Origin of the sequence: Pseudomonas sp. PA-6-3C, from assembly GCF_021605825.1 — a bacterium.
GTDB classification, from domain to species: Bacteria; Pseudomonadota; Gammaproteobacteria; order Pseudomonadales; family Pseudomonadaceae; genus Aquipseudomonas; species Aquipseudomonas edaphica.
Map to the genome: position 1 here is coordinate 34,900 of NZ_WKDV01000031.1, position 17,050 is coordinate 51,949.

The window sequence follows — 17,050 nt, forward strand, 5'->3', positions numbered from 1 at the left end:
ATGAACGATCCGATTGTTATTGTCAGCGCCGTGCGCACACCCATGGGCGGCTTCCAGGGCGACCTCAAGGGCCTGACCGCGCCGCAACTGGGCACTGCCGCGATCCGCGCCGCCGTCGAACGCGCCGGGATTGCCCCGGATGCCGTGGACGAAGTGCTGTTCGGCTGCGTGCTGCCCGCGGGCCTGGGCCAGGCGCCTGCGCGTCAAGCGGCGCTGGGCGCCGGGCTGGACAAGGCCACGCGCTGCACCACCTTGAACAAGATGTGCGGCTCGGGCATGGAAGCGACCATCCTCGCCCACGACTCGCTGCTGGCCGGCAGTGTCGACGTGGTGGTCGCCGGCGGCATGGAAAGCATGTCCAACGCGCCGTACCTGCTCGACCGCGCGCGCAGCGGCTACCGCATGGGCCACGGCAAGGTGCTTGACCATATGTTCCTCGACGGCCTCGAAGACGCCTACGACAAGGGCCGCCTGATGGGCACCTTTGCCGAAGACTGCGCCGAGCACAATGGCTTCACCCGTGAAGCCCAGGACGCCTTCGCCATTGCCTCGCTGACCCGCGCGCAAGAGGCCATCACCCATGGCAGCTTTGCTGCTGAGATCGTCCCGGTGCAGGTCACCGTCGGCAAAGAGCAAAAGACCATCCTGCATGACGAGCAACCGCCCAAGGCCAAGCTGGACAAGATCGCCAGCCTGAAACCGGCGTTCCGCGAGGGCGGTACGGTGACGGCGGCCAACTCCAGCTCGATTTCCGATGGTGCGGCGGCGTTGCTGTTGATGCGCCAGTCCGAGGCGCAACAGCGTGGCCTCAAGCCCTTGGCGGTGATCCACGGGCATGCGGCCTTTGCCGACGAGCCGGGGCTGTTCCCGGTGGCGCCCGTGGGTGCGATTCGCAAGCTCATGAGCAAGACCGGCTGGAACCTGGGCGACGTTGACCTGTTTGAAATCAACGAAGCTTTCGCGGTGGTCAGCCTGGTGACCATGAGCAAGCTGGAAATCCCCCACAGCAAGGTCAATATTCACGGCGGCGCCTGTGCCTTGGGGCATCCAATTGGTGCTTCCGGTGCGCGCATCCTGGTGACGTTGCTCTCGGCCCTGCGCCAGAAAGGCCTCAAGCGCGGGGTTGCCGCCATTTGTATCGGCGGCGGTGAAGCCACGGCCATGGCCGTCGAATGCCTGTATTAAGGACTCAACATGCTGCCCAATGACGAACAACTGCAAATCAGCGAAGCGGCCCGGCAATTTGCCCAGGAACGCCTGAAACCCTTCGCCGCCGAGTGGGACCGCGAGCACCGTTTCCCCAAGGAAGCCATTGGCGAAATGGCCGAGCTGGGCTTTTTCGGCATGCTGGTACCGGAACAGTGGGGTGGTTGCGACACGGGCTACCTGGCCTACGCCATGGCCCTGGAAGAAATTGCCGCCGGCGATGGCGCGTGCTCGACCATCATGAGTGTGCACAACTCGGTGGGTTGCGTGCCGATCCTCAAATTCGGTAACGAGCAGCAGAAACAGCAGTTCCTCACGCCGCTGGCCAGTGGCGCCATGCTCGGTGCCTTTGCGTTGACCGAGCCGCAGGCAGGCTCCGATGCCAGCAGCCTGAAAACCCGCGCACGCCTTGAGGGCGACCATTACGTGCTCAATGGCTGCAAACAGTTCATTACCTCCGGGCAGAACGCCGGGATCGTGATTGTGTTTGCCGTCACCGACCCGGCCGCAGGCAAGCGTGGGATCAGCGCGTTTATCGTGCCGACCGACTCGCCGGGCTACACGGTGGCGCGGGTTGAAGACAAACTCGGCCAACATGCGTCCGACACCTGCCAGATCCTCTTCGAAGACGTAAAAGTGCCAGTCGCCAACCGTTTGGGCGAGGAGGGCGAAGGCTACAGGATCGCCCTGGCCAACCTCGAAGGCGGCCGCGTCGGCATCGCCTCGCAATCGGTGGGCATGGCCCGCGCCGCCTTCGAAGCCGCGCGTGACTATGCCCGTGAGCGCGAAAGCTTTGGCAAGGCGTTGATCGAACACCAGGCGGTGGCCTTCCGTCTGGCCGACATGGCCACGCAAATCGCGGTGGCCAGGCAGATGGTGCATTACGCCGCAGCCCTGCGTGACAGCGGCAAGCCGGCCTTGGTCGAGGCGTCGATGGCCAAGCTGTTTGCTTCGGAAATGGCCGAAAAAGTCTGCTCGGCCGCCTTGCAAACCCTGGGCGGTTACGGTTACCTGAGCGACTTCCCATTGGAGCGGATCTACCGCGATGTGCGGGTCTGCCAGATTTACGAAGGCACCAGCGATATTCAGCGCATGGTCATCTCACGCAACCTTTAAGGAGCCGATACATGAGTTACGAAACCCTTTTGCTCGAAGTCCAGGGCCGCGTCGGGCTGATTACCCTCAATCGCCCGCAAGCCCTGAACGCCTTGAACGCCCAGTTGGTGAGCGAGTTGAACCAGGCACTGGACGGCCTGGAAGCCGACCCGCAGATCGGCTGCATCGTGCTGACCGGCTCGAAAAAAGCCTTCGCCGCCGGCGCCGACATCAAAGAGATGGCCGAGCTGACCTACCCGCAGATCTACCTCGACGACCTGTTCAGCGACAGCGACCGCGTCGCCAACCGCCGCAAGCCGATCATTGCTGCGGTCAACGGTTTCGCCCTGGGCGGCGGCTGTGAACTGGCCTTGATGTGCGACTTTATCCTGGCCGGTGACGGCGCCAGGTTCGGCCAGCCGGAAATCAACCTCGGCGTACTGCCGGGCATGGGCGGCACCCAACGGCTGACCCGCGCCGTGGGCAAGGCCAAGGCCATGGAAATGTGCCTGACCGGGCGCTTTATTGATGCCGTTGAAGCTGAGCGCTGCGGGATTGTGGCGCGCATTGTGCCGGCCGATGACCTGCTTGAAGAAGCGCTGAAAACCGCGACCTTGATTGCCGGCAAGTCCGTGCCGATCAGCATGATGGTCAAGGAAAGCGTGAACCGTGCGTTTGAGGTGAGCCTGTCTGAAGGCGTGCGCTTTGAGCGGCGGGTGTTCCATGCCGCGTTTGCCACCCAGGACCAGAAGGAAGGCATGGCGGCGTTTGTGGCCAAGCGCGCGCCGGAGTTCAAGGACCAGTAACCCGGCTGTAAACACTGAAGATCAAAATGTGGGAGCTGGCTTGCCTGCGATGCAGACACCTCGGTTTATCGGTTAGACCGAGGTGATGCTATCGCAGCGGTGCGACGATTCGACAAGCCAGCTCCCACATTGGTCTTGTGTGGCTTTTAGAGCTGGTAGTTCTTCAGCTCCCTGGCAATCACCATCCGCTGAATCTCGCTGGTGCCTTCGTAAATCTGCGTAATCCGCGCATCCCGGTAGTAGCGCTCCACCGGGTAGTCCTCAAGATACCCATACCCGCCATGGACCTGCATCGCCGAGGAGCAGACCTTTTCGGCCATCTCCGAAGCAAACAGCTTGGCCTGGGAGGCTTCCGACAGGCACGGCTTGCCGGCGCTGCGCAGGCGTGCGGCGTGCAGGATCAGCAGGCGGGCGGCATTGAGCTGGGTCTGCATGTCGGCCAGCAGGTTGGCAATGCTTTGGTGCTCAATGAATGCTCGTTCCCACGCTCTGCGTGGGAATGCCGCCCTTGACGCTCTGCGTCAGCGCTTGAGGCGTGACGCAGAGCGTCACCGGATGCGTTCCCACGCAGAGCGTGGGAACGAGCAACTGGCAGTCAGAGCTGGTAGTTCTTCAGCTCCCTGGCAATCACCATCCGCTGAATCTCGCTGGTGCCTTCGTAAATCTGCGTAATCCGCGCATCCCGGTAGTAGCGCTCCACCGGGTAGTCCTCAAGATACCCATACCCGCCATGGACCTGCATCGCCGAGGAGCAGACCTTTTCGGCCATCTCCGAAGCAAACAGCTTGGCCTGGGAGGCTTCCGACAGGCACGGCTTGCCTGCGCTGCGCAGGCGTGCGGCATGCAGGATCAACAACCGGGCGGCATTGAGCTGGGTCTGCATGTCGGCCAGCAGGTTGGCAATGCTTTGGTGCTCGATAATCGCCTTGTTGAATTGCACCCGATCACGCGCATACGCCAGCGCCGCCTCAAAGGCTGCACGGGCGATGCCCAACGCTTGGGCGGCAATGCCGATGCGTCCACCCTCGAGGTTGGACAGGGCGATGGCCAGGCCCTTGCCGCGTTCACCCAACAGGTTGGCTTCGGGTACTGTGCACTGGTTCAGCGTGACGGCGCAGGTGTCCGAGGCACGAATGCCCATCTTGTGTTCGGTACGGTCGACCACAAAGCCTGGTGTGTCAGTGGGCACCAGGAAGGCAGAAATACCTTTCTTGCCCAGTTCCGGGTCCGTCACCGCAAACACAATGGCCAACTTGGCGCGCTTGCCATTGCTGACGAACTGCTTGGCACCGGTGATCACCCACTGGCCGTCGCGCAGCTCGGCGCGGGTGCGCAGGTTATGGGCTTCGGAACCGGCCTGAGGCTCGGTGAGGCAGAAGCAACCAATGGCCTGGCCGCTGGCCAGGTCAGCCAGCCAGGTGTGTTTCTGCGCATCGGTGCCGTAGTTGAGGATTGGCCCGCAACCGACTGAATTATGGATACTCATGAGTGCGCCGGTGGCGCCATCACCGGCGGAAATCTCCTCGACGGCCAGGGCATACGCCACGTAGTCGACATAGGTGCCGCCCCATTCTTCCGGCACCACCATGCCCAGCAAGCCGAGTTCGCCCATCTTCGCGACCAGGGCGTCATCGATCCAGCCGGCTTTTTCCCAGGCTTGCGCATGCGGGGCGATTTCGCCACGGGCAAAGTCGCGCGCCATGTCGCGAATCATCACTTGTTCTTCAGTGTATTCAATATCTTGCATGGCTTATTTCCCACTCTGCTTGAAGTCACTGAAGAAGCTCTCGACATGGCTGGCGTCCAACTCATGGATCGTCGCGGGGTTCCAGTGCGGGGTTTTATCCTTGTCGATAATCAACGCGCGAACGCCTTCGATCAGGTCGCCGCGTTCGAACCACTGGCGATCCAGGTGCAATTCCAGCGCGAAGCACTGCTCCAGCGACAAGCGCCGGCCACGGCGCAGCATCTGCAGGGTCACGGCCATTGCCAGCGGCGAGCGGGTCTGCATCAGGCTGGCGGTGCTGAGCGCCCATTCGTGGCTGTCGGCGACAGTGACTTGCTGCAGTTGCTCGACCATGCTCGGCACATCCGGCAACGCAAAGAAGTGGTCGATCGCCGGGCGCAGCGCGGCCAGCGGGGCGTCGGGCAATTGTTGTACCGCGAGCTTTGCCAATACGCCCTGCAGGTCCTTGAGCGGCGAATCCTGCCATTGCAGGTGGTCGAGCTTCTGGTCGAGTTCGGCGAGTTTCGCGCTGTCGATACACCAGTCCGCCAGCCCGCAGTACAGCGCATCGGCGGCGCGAATCTGCACGCCGGTGACACCCAGGTAAACCCCCAGCTCGCCAGGGATGCGCGAGAGGAAATAGCTGCCACCTACGTCCGGGAAATAACCAATGGCCACTTCCGGCATCGCCAGGCGGCTGCGCTCGGTCACCACACGCAAGTCGGCGCCTTGCACCAGGCCCATGCCACCGCCGAGGACAAAGCCGTCCATCAGGGCCAGCACGGGCTTGTGGTAATGGTGAATCGCCAGGTCGAGGGCGTATTCCTCGACGAAGAAGTCCTGGTGCAGGCTGTCGCCCTGCTTGAAGCTGTCGTAGAGAGAGCGAATGTCGCCACCGGCGCAGAACGCTTTTTCACCGGCACCGCGCAGGACCACGGCATACACCTGCGGATCGCTCTCCCAAGCCAGCAGTTGTGTGGTCAGGCTGCGGACCATCTCCAGAGTGATGGCATTCAAGCCAGCGGGGCGGTTGAGGGTGAGGTGGCCAATATGGTTACGGACTTCGGCCAGCACCTCGCCCTGAAGAATCCTGGTGTGGCTTGCTTCGGATGAAACCTGAGCAGTCATCACTAACTCCCTGCTTTTATTGTTCTTTATCAAGATGTTCGCGCACGAACTATCTCGCGATCGTACCAGTGCAAATTTGCCCAGTACAACCCGGAATCATGCAGGTCGTTTTTGCATTTATGCAGCGCTGCGGCCACCCAGCACTTCACCGATGCTGCGGCGCCGGGCATGCCCTTCAGCCGCGTGTATCAGTTGCTCCAACTCCGTCGGCTCCACATCAAAGAACCGCTCCATCTCGGCCAGGGCCAGTTTCAGATCGGCTGCCGTGATGGCGGCATCTGTCACCGGCGCTGTGCTGCCCAGGACCACGGCGGGCGATTCGATCGCGCCTTTGGGGTAACGCGTGCGTGTCACGTTGTTATAGGCCAGCGCACCGGCCAGCAGCGCGCCGGCCCCGAGCATCACCGGCCCCACTTCCTGCCAACCCAGGGCGATAGAGGCCGGATCGGCGAGCACCAGCGTCATGGCCAAGCCACCGGCGGGCGGGTGCAGGCAGCGCAGCCAGCAAATCAACACGACGGTCATGCCCGCAGCCAGGCATGCGCTGCCCAGCGTGCGGCCAAGCACCCGCGCCACCAGCAGAGCCACAACGGCAGCGCACAAGTAGCTGCCGATAATCGACCAGGGCTGTGCCAACGCACCGGAGGACACGGCAAACAGCAAAACCGCCGATGCCCCCAGCGGGCCGAGCAGGTGCAAGGCGACTTCCATACCGAATACCTGGGCACACACCCAGACACTCAATAGCGTGCCCAAGGCCATGCCAATGGCGGCGCGGCTCCATTCGACGGGGCGGGTATTGATTGCAGCGGGTAACCAGCGAGCGAGCATCGACACGATCCATAAAGCAGCAGCCGAAAAAAAAGGCTCGCCTGGTTGCCCGGATAAGCCCTTTGAACGTTCCAACATTTGGGGGAGGAACCTGTGCAGTGTGCCGAGCTTGATGCTATGGCGCCAATGCATATTAATGAGGGTTAAATGCAAAAATAATGCAGTTAGTGACCCTCGTCATAGGTGATGCGATGCGTCGGTTGCGGCAGCGGCGTGCTGATGCGTCCGAGCACGCGGCTATCAGCCTCTTCGTTGAACAGCTGCCTTTGCAGGTTCTCCCGCAAGGCAGGGTCGTCGGCCAAAGGCCCCTTCAATGCCACCAAGGCATCGCGCAACGCCATCAATCGATCCAGCCTCGGCGCAGGGATAAGCAACAGGTCTTCTGGCACGGCATTGCCCTTTTGATCAAGCAGGTCTGTGTGCGTGGAAGGCTGACGGCGCCCGGTAGTAGATAGTTAACGCACATGACAAAGGAGTCTACATTTGGGTTCCGGGCATCGAAAGGCAAAGTGCGCCAGCGTTTACGCATAGCCATGTAGGGGCTTTCCGGGCAGTCATAACGAAAAACGCCCACTCTTGAAGGAGTGGGCGCTGTTTCCGTCAGACCACTGTCAGCGTAATTACGGCGCGCTGACTTTCTCTAGATGGAGCAACACATACGGGTCTTTGTCGAACTCCCCGGTGAGTGTCGGGGTGATCGAACGCAAGCGCGGATCCTGCAGATTTTCGAAGTCTTTCGTGCTCATTACCAGCCATGCCGGACCTTGCAGTGGCGCCAGGTCTGCAGCCGACTGGGTAAACAGCGGCACCTTATCGCAGTTGAAGTTGACCATGAACTTGATGGCTTTTGCATCTTTGCCCAAGCCATGCAGCACCACGGGGGCCGGTTGCTGCATGATCTGTTCTTTGACGCCAAGGCTGAATGTGCGGGTGTCGTAAAGCGTACGCTCCAATGGCTCGACCACCACAATGTAGGTCGACCACAGCGCCAGCACCGCCGCGAGTGCCGACCCCAGCGGGCGTAGACGCGCCTTGAGCAGTGACAGCAGCGACACGACCTGAAGCACGCCAAGCACGCCGAAGACCACGCCCAGGTTGTCCAGCTGTGCCGGGTAACGCTTGCGCGCCACCACCAGCCCGACTATCAGCAGCGCCGGCAGCAGTGTCCAGATGCCCAGCATCAAGCCGCGCAGCCAGGCGAACAGCCGCCCTTGGCTGACCTGGAACGGGTAGGCTGCAATGATCGCCGCCATGGGCAGCATCGGCAGGATGTAACGTGCCTTCTTGGCCTGAGGGACCGACAGGCCGAGCATCACCAGCAAACCTGCCGCCGCGCAATACAGCACCAGTTTCAGTGCCGGGTCGGGTGACCGACGACCGCCGATGGCGATTGCCAGGAGCACCAGCAACGCCAGCGGATAAGCCAGCGCGTAGTTGCCCATGGAACTGGTGAAGTAATACAGCACGCCGCTGGAACCTTCGGTGCCGTCCATACGCCCCAGGAACTGCATGCGGATCACGTCCTGCATGAAGTCCTCGCCACCACTGAGCTTGGCCAGCAGCAACAACAGGCCGACACACGCCGCCAGCACTGCCAGCGCGATAAAGCCGAAGGTGAACAGTTGGCGCCATTGGCGGTTGATCAGGTAATAGCTGCACAGCACGCCAGTGGGGATCACCAGGCCGATTGGCCCACGCACCGCAAAGCCCAGGATCAGCAGCAAAAACAGCCAATGCAAGCGTTTGGCTGCCCCGAAGTGGTCATGGGCATAGCCCAGATAGAACACGGTCAAGGCGATGGCCGCGAGCATCTGGTCCAGCGACACCGCGCGGGTTTCGCTGATGAAGGTGCTGCTGAGCAGCAGCATCGCGATGCTGAGCAAACCCCAGCGCGTGGAGTAGGGCGCCGTAAGGCGATACACCAGCACCACGATCACCGCCGAGGCGATGGAGGTAGGCAACCACGCGGTGAGGCTGCTGACCTCGCCAAACGGCAGGGACAACAGCCAGGTCAGCAGGGTCGAGGTCGCCAGGTAGTCCGCGTAAGGCTGGCCATAGGTGGTGGGGAAAAAACTCGGTCCATGGCGCAGCATTTCCTGGGCAAACACCACGAAACGCGAGTCAAAGCCGATGATTGCCTGGTGCCAGTTGCCGACAATAAACAGCACCAGCGCCAGGAGCCCGAGCCCCAGCGACTGATTGCGGATCGTTGCTGTAAGCAGCGGCGATTGAGCTTTGTTCACGTCTTTAGTCTTCCTTGGCTGGCGCTACCCAGTTTTGCTGTGGAATCGGCAGCTCGCAGGAGTCGCCACGGCCCATCGGGAAATATTTGAAGCCCTTGCGCGCCAGGCGCTCGCCGTCGTACAGGTTGCGACCGTCGAAGATCACCGGGTTTTTCAGGCGGGCGTGGATCAGTTCGAAATCCGGCGCCTTGAATTGCTGCCACTCGGTGCACACGATCAACGCATCGGCGCCGCTCAAGGCTGATTCCGGCGTGCCCAGCAGGGTCAGACGCGACTCGTCACCGTAGATGCGCTGGGTTTCCTGCATGGCTTCGGGGTCGAACGCACGGACATTGGCGCCGGCCGCCCACAGGGCTTCCATCAGCACGCGGCTTGGGGCATCGCGCATGTCATCGGTGTTGGGCTTGAAGGCCAGGCCCCACAAGGCGAAGGTCTTGCCTTGCAGTTCGCCTTTGAAATACGCATTGATACGCTCGAACAGCTTGCTCTTCTGGCGCTGGTTGATCGCTTCGACCGCTTCGAGCAGGTCGCTGGAGCAGTTGGCTTCCTTGGCGCTGTGGATCAGGGCGCGCATGTCTTTGGGGAAGCACGAACCGCCGTAGCCGCAGCCCGGGTAGATGAAGTGGTAGCCGATGCGTGAGTCGGCGCCAATGCCCAAACGCACGGCTTCGATGTCGGCGCCCAAGTGTTCGGCCAACTCGGCGATCTGGTTGATGAAGCTGATCTTGGTGGCCAGCATGCAGTTGGCGGCGTACTTGGTCAGTTCGGCGCTGCGCAGGTCCATGAAGATGATGCGGTCATGGTTGCGGTTGAACGGCGCGTACAAATCACGCATCACTTCGCGCACTTCTTCGCGTTCACAGCCGATGATGATGCGGTCCGGGCGGCGGCAGTCGGCAACGGCCGAGCCTTCCTTTAGGAATTCGGGGTTGGAGACGATATCGAACTCCAGGTGGCGACCGGCAATGTGCAGGTTTTTTTCGATATGGGCACGCAGGGTGTCGCCCGTACCGACCGGCACGGTGGATTTTTCCACCAGGATCACCGGTTCCACGCGATGGCGGGATACGGCATCGCCCACCGAAAGCACGTACTTGAGGTCGGCCGAGCCGTCTTCGTCCGACGGCGTGCCCACGGCGATAAACAGCACCTCACCGTGTTCTACGGCGAGTTTTTCATCATAGGTAAAGTGCAGGCGCCCGCTTTCCAGGTTTTCCTTGACCATGGCCGCCAGGCCTGGCTCGAAGATGGTCACGTGGCCTTTTTGCAGCGACTCGACTTTGCTCTTGTCCACGTCCATGCAGATCACATCGTGACCGACTTCGGCCAATACGGTGGCCTGTACCAGACCGACGTAACCGCTACCAAATACACTGATTTTCATGGGGCATTCCTGGGGCTTGCAACGCTAGCACGACGAGAGTTAATAACCAGAACACCGAGAATGACCAAGGCCACCCCCAGGGTTTTTGAAAGCGAAAAATGTTCGTTGAACACCGGCAGGCTGGCCGCCAGCAGGTACACCAGCGCGTAGCTGATGCTTAGCAGCGAATAGGCGCGGCCCAGGGGCAAGTGCTTGAGCGCGCCGAGCCAGCACAGCATCGACAGCGCATAGGCGATGATCGCCAGGATCACCACGCCCAGGGCGCCAAGATCAATCGATTGACTGTTAAACGCATTGAGCCACTCAGTGGGCAACGGCAGGCGCGTCATGCTCCAGCGCATGCCCAATTGAGCAGCACTGACCAGGCCAACACTGCCCAAGGCCAGGGCAAACCCTTGTGTGCGGCTCATACGTGACGCCCTAGCAGCACAACGCCGCCAATCACCAGCGCGACACCCAGCCAATGACGGCCATCGATCTGCTCATGGAAGACAAACCGCGCCATCAGTGTCACCAGCACAAAATTGAGGCTGAGCATGGGGTAGGCGATGCCGACTTCCAGGCGCTGCAACACCAGCAGCCATACCAGCAGGCCAAGGCCCAGGCACACCAGCGCCGACCACAGCCACGGCGAGCGCAGTTTCGGCGCCCAACCGTCGGGCTGGTCACGCCAGCTTTCTACCGCAAACTTTTGCGAAACCTGGCCCATGCAGGTGAGCAGGCAGGCGCTCAACAGGAGAAGCAAGGTAATCATTGTGCAGCCTGTGGGAAGATCAGGATGACGATATTGCCTTGCTCATAGCGCTTGCCGTCTTGGGGCAGCAGGTTCACTTCGGCCACTTCATCGTCGCCCTTGACCCGCATGACGACGCCAACCGAGCCTTTTTTACGCGCCTCGCTCATCCATTGCTGGACGTCGGCGGTGCCGATCTTGCGATAGGCAGTGTCTGGATAGGCAATGCCGTACTTCACTTCACCGACCGTGTTGTACAGCGCAACCTCCGGGCGGCCCAGGCGCCACGACAGCGCCGAGGCAGCGCCAAGGTCATTGCTGAGCAGTGCCGCGGTGGGTTGCAGTTCGGGCAAATGGTCGATGATGAACTGGTCCGGGGTCTTGTTATAAACCACCGAATGCGGAAGGGCAGCCGGCACCAGGGCCACCAGCAACCAACTGCCGATGGCCGGCGCAGCCCATAGCTTCAATGGGCGTGCAGCTTGCAGCAGGTTGACCACGATCCAGCCGAACAGGAAAGTAAACACCAGCACCAGGCTGAAAGTCTCCTGACCCGGCTCATACACCGGTTTTTTCAATTGGAACCAACTGATGGCCAGCAACGCCACGATACCGATAGCCAGGTTCAACCAGCCGTTGATGCGCAAGGCGCGGCCATGGCCCTTGGCCAACTTGTCGCTTAGCGTCGAGCCCATCAACAGGGCCAAGGGCAGCAGGCAGGGCATGACGTAGGACGGCAGTTTGCCTTTGGCCAAACTGAAGAACGCCAGAGGCATCAACAGCCACAGCAGCAGGAACGCGGTCTTGGGCAGGCGCTTTTCCAGCCAGGCCTGTTTGACCGTGGACGGCAGCAGGGCGATCCATGGCAACGAGAACGCAACCATCAGCGGCAGGTAGAACCAGAACGGCTCGGCATGCTGGGCGTCATCGCCGGCAAAGCGTTGGATGTGCTCATGCCAGAAGAAGAAGTTCCAGTAGTCCGGCTCTTGCAGGTGCACGGCGAGTGCCCACGGCAGGCTGACGATAATTGCGACGGCCACAGCGACCACACCATAGCCAAGCAATTCACGAAAGCGTTTCTGCCAAATAGCGTAGGGCAGGGCGATCAACACTGGCAGCAGCCAGGCAAGAAACCCTTTGGTCATGAAGCCCATGCCGCAGGCAAAGCCGAGCAAGGCCCAAGACCCCAAGCGGCCGTTGCGCGTGGTGCTGTCGAAGCAGAACCACAGCGCAACGCCGGTGAGGTTGACCCAGAAGGTGAACTGCGGGTCCAAGTTAGCGTAACCACCAAGCAGCGCCACGCTGACAAAGCTCATGTACAGCACGCTGCTGACCAGGCTTTTTTGCGGGTTGTTCCACAGCCGGCGCGAGACCAGATAGACCAGCAGGATACTCAGCCCGGTGCTCAAGGCCGACGCAAAGCGCACGCCGAACAGGTTCTGCCCGAAAATCGCCTGGCCCAGCGCGATCATCCAGTAGCCGGCAGCGGGTTTTTCGAAGTAACGGATACCCATGAAGTGCGGCGAGGCCCATTTGCCGGTCAGCAGCATTTCCTGGCTGATCTGCGCGTAACGGGTTTCATCCGGGATCCACAGGCCATGGCTGGCCAGTGGCAACAGGTAGAACACAGCAAACGCCAACAGGAGCAGGGGCAATGCCCAGCGCCGGATCATGCCTGCTGTACTCCGAGCCAACCCTCGCGGCCGCTGAGCGCGCCGCGTACCAGCTGTTGCTGGGGCAGGGTGGTCACATCCGCGGGCAACAGGTCGCCCAAGGGTTTGAAGTCAATGCCGCGCTGCCCGGCCTGGGCGAGCAGTTGGCGAAAATCTTCAGCCATCAGAATCCCTTCTACTTCTGCGTGGATCGTATAGACGTTCAGCTTCGACTCGGCGAACCGGTCAAGAATGAAGCCGTTGAAATCTTTGGCAGCCACCACCGGCCCGACGACTTCGTCGAAGGTCGGCAGGTCTACCGGAATTTGTGGGGTGCCCGCACTGCCATCGGCCAGGGTTGGTCGAAACAGGCTGGTGCCCCGGCAATCACTGTTGTAGCGAAAGTTGAAACCTTGCTTGGCTTGCACCACGCGCTCATCGGCACGCCAGCCGGCGGCTGCGGAACAGTCGATGCGTTCACCCAGGATGTCGCTCAGGGTGTCCACGCCACGACGGATCTGCTCGACCAGCTGTGCGTCGCTCCAGCGCCCGGTGTTGGCTTGCCAACCGTGATGGTCCCATGCGTGCAGGCCGACTTCATGGCCGGCGGCCTTGGCCTGGCGCATCAAGTGCCCCAGGTCACGGCCGATCGGCTTGCCTGGCCAGGCGGTGCCGGCCAGTAAGATGTCCCAGCCATACAGGCCGGCAGCATTGGAACGCAGCATCTTCCACAGAAATTGCGGGCGGATAAGGCGCCACAAGTGGCGCCCCATGTTGTCCGGCCCGACGCTGAAGAAGAACGTCGCTTTTACCCCGGCTTCATCCAGGGATTCGAGCAACCGCGGCACACCTTCACGGGTGCCACGGTAGGTGTCGACGTCGATTCGCAAGCCTGCCTGCATTACTTCTTGTCCGCGATTTCGAGCATGGCTTCTTTGAGGAAGAAGTCCAACGTGTTGCCAATGGTCTCGCTCATCTCAACGGTTGGCTCCCAGTTCAATAGGCGCTTGGCGTTTTCGATGCTTGGCTTGCGGTGCGCCACGTCCTGGTAACCGGTACCGTAGAACGCCTTGCTTTCTACGTCGCGGAAACCGGCGAACGGAGGGAAGTTGCTGCGCAGCGGGTGAGCTTCGAACTGACGCAGCAGTTCTTCGCCCAGCTGACGGATGCTGGCTTCGTTTTCCGGGTTGCCGATGTTGATGATCTGACCGTTGCAGATATCGTTGTCGTTATCAATGATGCGTGCCAGGGCTTCGATGCCGTCGGCGATGTCGGTGAAGCAACGCTTCTGCTCACCACCGTCGAACAGGCGGATCGGGGTACCTTCCACCAGGTTCAGGATCAACTGGGTGATGGCACGGGAGCTGCCGATACGTGCCGAGTCCAGACGGTCAAGGCGCGGGCCCATCCAGTTGAACGGACGGAACAGGGTGAAGTTCAGGCCCTTGTCGCCGTAAGCCCAGATCACGCGGTCCAGCAGTTGCTTGGAGACCGAGTAGATCCAGCGCTGCTTGTTGACCGGGCCAACCACCAGATTGGAGGTGTCTTCGTCGAAGTACTGGTCCTGGCACATGCCATAGACTTCGGAGGTCGACGGGAAGATCACGCGCTTGTTGTACTTGACGCAGTAGCGAACCAGTTTCAGGTTCTCTTCGAAGTCGAGTTCGAATACGCGCAGCGGGTTACGGGTGTATTCGATTGGCGTAGCGATGGCCACCAGCGGCAGGACCACGTCGCACTTCTTGATGTGGTACTCGATCCACTCGGAGTGGATGCTGATGTCGCCTTCCACGTAGTGGAAGTTCGGGTGGCTGCGCAGGCGCTCAATGGCGTCGGAGCCGATGTCCAGGCCGTAGATTTCATAACGGTCGTCACGCAGCAGGCGCTCGGACAGGTGGTTACCGATAAAGCCGTTCACACCCAGGATCAGTACACGAGTGCGACGTGGCTTGCGGCCGGACTCGGCGCCGCGCAGCACGGAACCGTCGACCAGGCCCAGTTCGTCAGCCAGGGAAGGGCCGGCCAGGTACAGGCCGTTTTCGTTGCGCTGGCCGAACTTGACCACCAGGGAATCTTCACCGCAGGCGATGCGCAGCGGGTTGACGCTGATCACACGGCCTGGCGCCAGGCCTTCGTTGCCCTTGACCACTTCAGCTTGCCAAACGATGAGTTTGTGCTCGCCGACAGCGCAGAATGCGCCTGGGTACGGTTGGGTCACGGCACGAACCAGGTTGAACAGCTCTTCAGCCGGTTTTTTCCAGTCCAGCTTGCCGTCAGCGGCAGTGCGGCGACCGAAGTAGGTGGCCTGGCTTTCGTTCTGGGCCGTTTCGGCCAATTTGCCTTGGGCCAGCTGTGGCAGGGCATCACGCAGCAAGTTGGTGGCCGCATCACGCAGTTTGGCGTGCAGGGTCAGGCCGGTGTCGGTGCGGTCGATAATGACTTTTTGCTGGGCCAGGATCGCGCCGGCATCGGCACGCTTGACCATGCGGTGCAGGGTCACGCCGGTTTCGGTTTCGCCGTTGACCAGCACCCAGTTGGCCGGAGCGCGGCCACGGTATTTAGGCAGCAAGGAACCGTGCAGGTTGAACGCGCCTTTTTTGGCAGTGGCCAGCAGGGCTTCGCTCAGCAGGTTGCGGTAGTAGAACGAGAAGATGAAATCCGGGTTCAGCTTGGCAATACGCTCGATCCACAGCGGGTGGTTGGCGTCTTCCGGAGCATGTACCGGGATGCCGTTGCGTGCGCAGAGTTGGGCGACGGAGCCGTAGAAATTGTTTTCCTTGGGGTCGTCGGCATGGGTGAACACGGCAGCAATGTCGTAGCCGGCGGTCAGCAGGGCTTCAATACCTGCACAGCCAATATCGTGGTAAGCGAAGACAACAGCTTTTGAATTCATGACGAAACCTGATCGGAAGGAGAAGTAGGAGAGTGGGAAGTTGTAAGGCCGTCGACCACGACGACCGGAGCCGGCTCTGCGGGTTGGTTACGCAGCACCTTTTCAATAAAGAACCGTGGACGGGCACGCACGTCACTGTACATGCGGCCCAGGTATTCACCCAAGAGGCCCATGCCGATGAATTGGCCGCCGGTGAACACAAACAGCACCGCGAACAGCACGAACATGCCTGAACCGGCCCATTCGGCGCCGAAGACCAAGCGCAGGAACACCAGCGCAAAGGCAAACAGCATGCCCAGTGCCGCCAGGCTGAAGCCGACGATGCTCAGCAGACGCAGCGGGGTGGTGGTCATGCAGGTCAGCAGGTCGAACATCAGGCTGATCAGGCGCATGGCGCTGTATTTGGACTCGCCATGCTCACGCTCGGCGTGGTGCACCAGGATCTCGGTGGTGTGCCGGGCAAAGCCGTTGGCCAGAATCGGAATAAAGCTGCTGCGCTCACGGCAGGCGAGCATGGCGTCGACGATGGTGCGTCGGTAAGCACGCAACATGCAGCCGTAATCGGTCATGGCCACGCCGGTGGAGCGTTGCACGGCCAGGTTGATCAGGCGCGAAGGCCAGCGGCGGAAGGCCGAATCCTGACGGTTGTTACGCACAGTGGCGACGACGTCGTAGCCCAGGGCGGCTTGCTCGACCAGCCGCGGGATTTCTTCGGGCGGGTTCTGCAGGTCGGCGTCAAGAGTGATGACCACCTCGCCACGGCACTGCTCGAAGCCGGCCATGATCGCGGCATGCTGGCCATAGTTGCGGTTGAGAATCACCGCCACCACGTTGCTGCCGTCTTCTGCGGCAGCGTCTTCCAGCAATTGGGCCGAGTTGTCGCGGCTACCGTCATCCACCAGGATGATTTCGTATTCGTAAGCCAATTGCTTGCAAGCTGCAGTCGTGCGACGCAGCAATTCAGGCAGGCTCTCTTGTTCGTTGTAGACCGGGATAACGATCGACACGCAATGAATAGGGTAGGGTTTCAAAGATTCATGACCTCGGGGCTAGAACAATTGGAGCGTGAAAACAGCAGTAATCAGTCGGCAACAACGCCGGCCGATTAAATGTAGCGTGGGTGTGCGGCATTCGTTCGACTTTCCTGAGGACGGGCAACGGTTTCTTCCATGGGCTAGCAGAGTAAAGACGAAAACTATGAAAGGTAAAGCGTAATCAACAGGTTAGTCGGGGAAGACGCGGTTCGTTCTCAAGTCCTGCGGTCAAGATTAAGCGGAAAATTGTTGAACGAATATGAAAGGCGGATGAAAAACTCGTTTATTTGACAGGTAGACAGGTAGGGTTCAGCTAAAC

General features: G+C 60.9%; 15 protein-coding genes and 1 pseudogene. 3 read left to right on the top strand and 13 right to left on the bottom strand.

All coding sequences use genetic code 11. The features are described 5' to 3' along the window. From GIW48_RS19930 to GIW48_RS19940, 3 genes are read left to right on the top strand one after another with little or no spacing between them, the layout of a single operon-like run. Entirely contained in the window at window positions 1-1,185 is a 1,185-nt protein-coding gene (locus GIW48_RS19930) for an acetyl-CoA C-acyltransferase (RefSeq protein WP_236460651.1), read from the top strand. A 9-nt stretch (window positions 1,186-1,194) separates the two neighbouring features. Beyond that, entirely contained in the window at window positions 1,195-2,322 is a 1,128-nt protein-coding gene (locus GIW48_RS19935; RefSeq protein WP_017138784.1) for an acyl-CoA dehydrogenase, read from the top strand. An 11-nt stretch (window positions 2,323-2,333) separates the two neighbouring features. Further along, a complete protein-coding gene (locus tag GIW48_RS19940; protein WP_017138783.1) occupies window positions 2,334-3,107 on the top strand; it encodes an enoyl-CoA hydratase in 774 nt (257 codons plus the stop codon). A 146-nt stretch (window positions 3,108-3,253) separates the two neighbouring features. On the opposite strand, the pseudogene GIW48_RS19945 reads toward GIW48_RS19940, so the two are convergent. The 13 genes and pseudogenes from GIW48_RS19945 to arnC all read right to left on the bottom strand — a co-directional run. Next, window positions 3,254-3,598, bottom strand: a pseudogene (locus tag GIW48_RS19945) (acyl-CoA dehydrogenase family protein); the annotation flags it as partial. Between the two features lie 104 nt (window positions 3,599-3,702). Next, window positions 3,703-4,854, bottom strand: coding sequence for an acyl-CoA dehydrogenase family protein (locus GIW48_RS19950; RefSeq protein ID WP_099549746.1), 1,152 nt, complete (start codon window positions 4,852-4,854; stop codon window positions 3,703-3,705). Between the two features lie 3 nt (window positions 4,855-4,857). Then, a complete protein-coding gene (locus tag GIW48_RS19955; RefSeq protein ID WP_170037419.1) occupies window positions 4,858-5,961 on the bottom strand; it encodes an enoyl-CoA hydratase/isomerase family protein in 1,104 nt (367 codons plus the stop codon). A 117-nt stretch (window positions 5,962-6,078) separates the two neighbouring features. Then, complete coding sequence (locus tag GIW48_RS19960; RefSeq protein ID WP_169986106.1) at window positions 6,079-6,792, bottom strand: HPP family protein; 714 nt, start codon at window positions 6,790-6,792, stop codon at window positions 6,079-6,081. A gap of 164 nt (window positions 6,793-6,956) precedes the next feature. After that, window positions 6,957-7,145, bottom strand: a complete 189-nt coding sequence (locus GIW48_RS19965) for a type VI secretion system contractile sheath small subunit (protein ID WP_256349256.1) — start codon at window positions 7,143-7,145, stop codon at window positions 6,957-6,959. A 267-nt stretch (window positions 7,146-7,412) separates the two neighbouring features. Then, window positions 7,413-9,035: an ArnT family glycosyltransferase gene (locus tag GIW48_RS19970; RefSeq protein ID WP_186616876.1), complete on the bottom strand. Its 1,623-nt coding sequence runs from the start codon at window positions 9,033-9,035 to the stop codon at window positions 7,413-7,415. Window positions 9,036-9,039: 4 nt separating this feature from the next. After that, window positions 9,040-10,419, bottom strand: coding sequence for a UDP-glucose dehydrogenase family protein (locus GIW48_RS19975; protein ID WP_017135719.1), 1,380 nt, complete (start codon window positions 10,417-10,419; stop codon window positions 9,040-9,042). Beyond that, the gene (gene arnF / locus GIW48_RS19980) at window positions 10,416-10,829 is read right to left on the bottom strand and encodes a 4-amino-4-deoxy-L-arabinose-phosphoundecaprenol flippase subunit ArnF (protein ID WP_017135718.1); all 414 of its coding nucleotides are present in this window, start codon (window positions 10,827-10,829) and stop codon (window positions 10,416-10,418) included. Before arnF ends, GIW48_RS19975 begins: the two co-directional genes overlap by 4 nt. Next, the gene (gene arnE / locus GIW48_RS19985) at window positions 10,826-11,173 is read right to left on the bottom strand and encodes a 4-amino-4-deoxy-L-arabinose-phosphoundecaprenol flippase subunit ArnE (RefSeq protein WP_017135717.1); all 348 of its coding nucleotides are present in this window, start codon (window positions 11,171-11,173) and stop codon (window positions 10,826-10,828) included. The genes arnF and arnE overlap by 4 nt, the downstream gene beginning before the upstream one ends. After that, window positions 11,170-12,825: a lipid IV(A) 4-amino-4-deoxy-L-arabinosyltransferase gene (gene arnT / locus GIW48_RS19990; RefSeq protein WP_176992203.1), complete on the bottom strand. Its 1,656-nt coding sequence runs from the start codon at window positions 12,823-12,825 to the stop codon at window positions 11,170-11,172. The genes arnE and arnT overlap by 4 nt, the downstream gene beginning before the upstream one ends. After that, window positions 12,822-13,706, bottom strand: a complete 885-nt coding sequence (gene arnD, locus GIW48_RS19995; RefSeq protein WP_099549750.1) for a 4-deoxy-4-formamido-L-arabinose-phosphoundecaprenol deformylase — start codon at window positions 13,704-13,706, stop codon at window positions 12,822-12,824. Before arnD ends, arnT begins: the two co-directional genes overlap by 4 nt. Next, complete coding sequence (arnA, locus tag GIW48_RS20000) at window positions 13,706-15,697, bottom strand: bifunctional UDP-4-amino-4-deoxy-L-arabinose formyltransferase/UDP-glucuronic acid oxidase ArnA (protein WP_017135715.1); 1,992 nt, start codon at window positions 15,695-15,697, stop codon at window positions 13,706-13,708. The genes arnD and arnA overlap by 1 nt, the downstream gene beginning before the upstream one ends. Continuing rightward, window positions 15,694-16,728 carry an undecaprenyl-phosphate 4-deoxy-4-formamido-L-arabinose transferase gene (gene arnC, locus GIW48_RS20005; RefSeq protein ID WP_236460649.1) on the bottom strand — a complete coding sequence of 345 codons (1,035 nt, stop codon included), beginning with the start codon at window positions 16,726-16,728 and terminating at the stop codon, window positions 15,694-15,696. The genes arnA and arnC overlap by 4 nt, the downstream gene beginning before the upstream one ends. Window positions 16,729-17,050 lie beyond the last annotated feature (322 nt).

Coding starts and splice junctions, on each gene's coding strand:
- arnF (WP_017135718.1), bottom strand. CDS start 10,829: ATGAGCCGCACACAAGGGTTTGCCCTGGCCTTGGGCAGTGTTGGCCTG.
- GIW48_RS19930 (WP_236460651.1), top strand. CDS start 1: ATGAACGATCCGATTGTTATTGTCAGCGCCGTGCGCACACCCATGGGC.
- arnT (WP_176992203.1), bottom strand. CDS start 12,825: ATGATCCGGCGCTGGGCATTGCCCCTGCTCCTGTTGGCGTTTGCTGTG.
- GIW48_RS19960 (WP_169986106.1), bottom strand. CDS start 6,792: ATGCTCGCTCGCTGGTTACCCGCTGCAATCAATACCCGCCCCGTCGAA.
- GIW48_RS19940 (WP_017138783.1), top strand. CDS start 2,334: ATGAGTTACGAAACCCTTTTGCTCGAAGTCCAGGGCCGCGTCGGGCTG.
- GIW48_RS19975 (WP_017135719.1), bottom strand. CDS start 10,419: ATGAAAATCAGTGTATTTGGTAGCGGTTACGTCGGTCTGGTACAGGCC.
- GIW48_RS19935 (WP_017138784.1), top strand. CDS start 1,195: ATGCTGCCCAATGACGAACAACTGCAAATCAGCGAAGCGGCCCGGCAA.
- arnE (WP_017135717.1), bottom strand. CDS start 11,173: ATGATTACCTTGCTTCTCCTGTTGAGCGCCTGCCTGCTCACCTGCATG.
- GIW48_RS19955 (WP_170037419.1), bottom strand. CDS start 5,961: ATGACTGCTCAGGTTTCATCCGAAGCAAGCCACACCAGGATTCTTCAG.
- arnD (WP_099549750.1), bottom strand. CDS start 13,706: ATGCAGGCAGGCTTGCGAATCGACGTCGACACCTACCGTGGCACCCGT.
- arnA (WP_017135715.1), bottom strand. CDS start 15,697: ATGAATTCAAAAGCTGTTGTCTTCGCTTACCACGATATTGGCTGTGCA.
- GIW48_RS19950 (WP_099549746.1), bottom strand. CDS start 4,854: ATGCAAGATATTGAATACACTGAAGAACAAGTGATGATTCGCGACATG.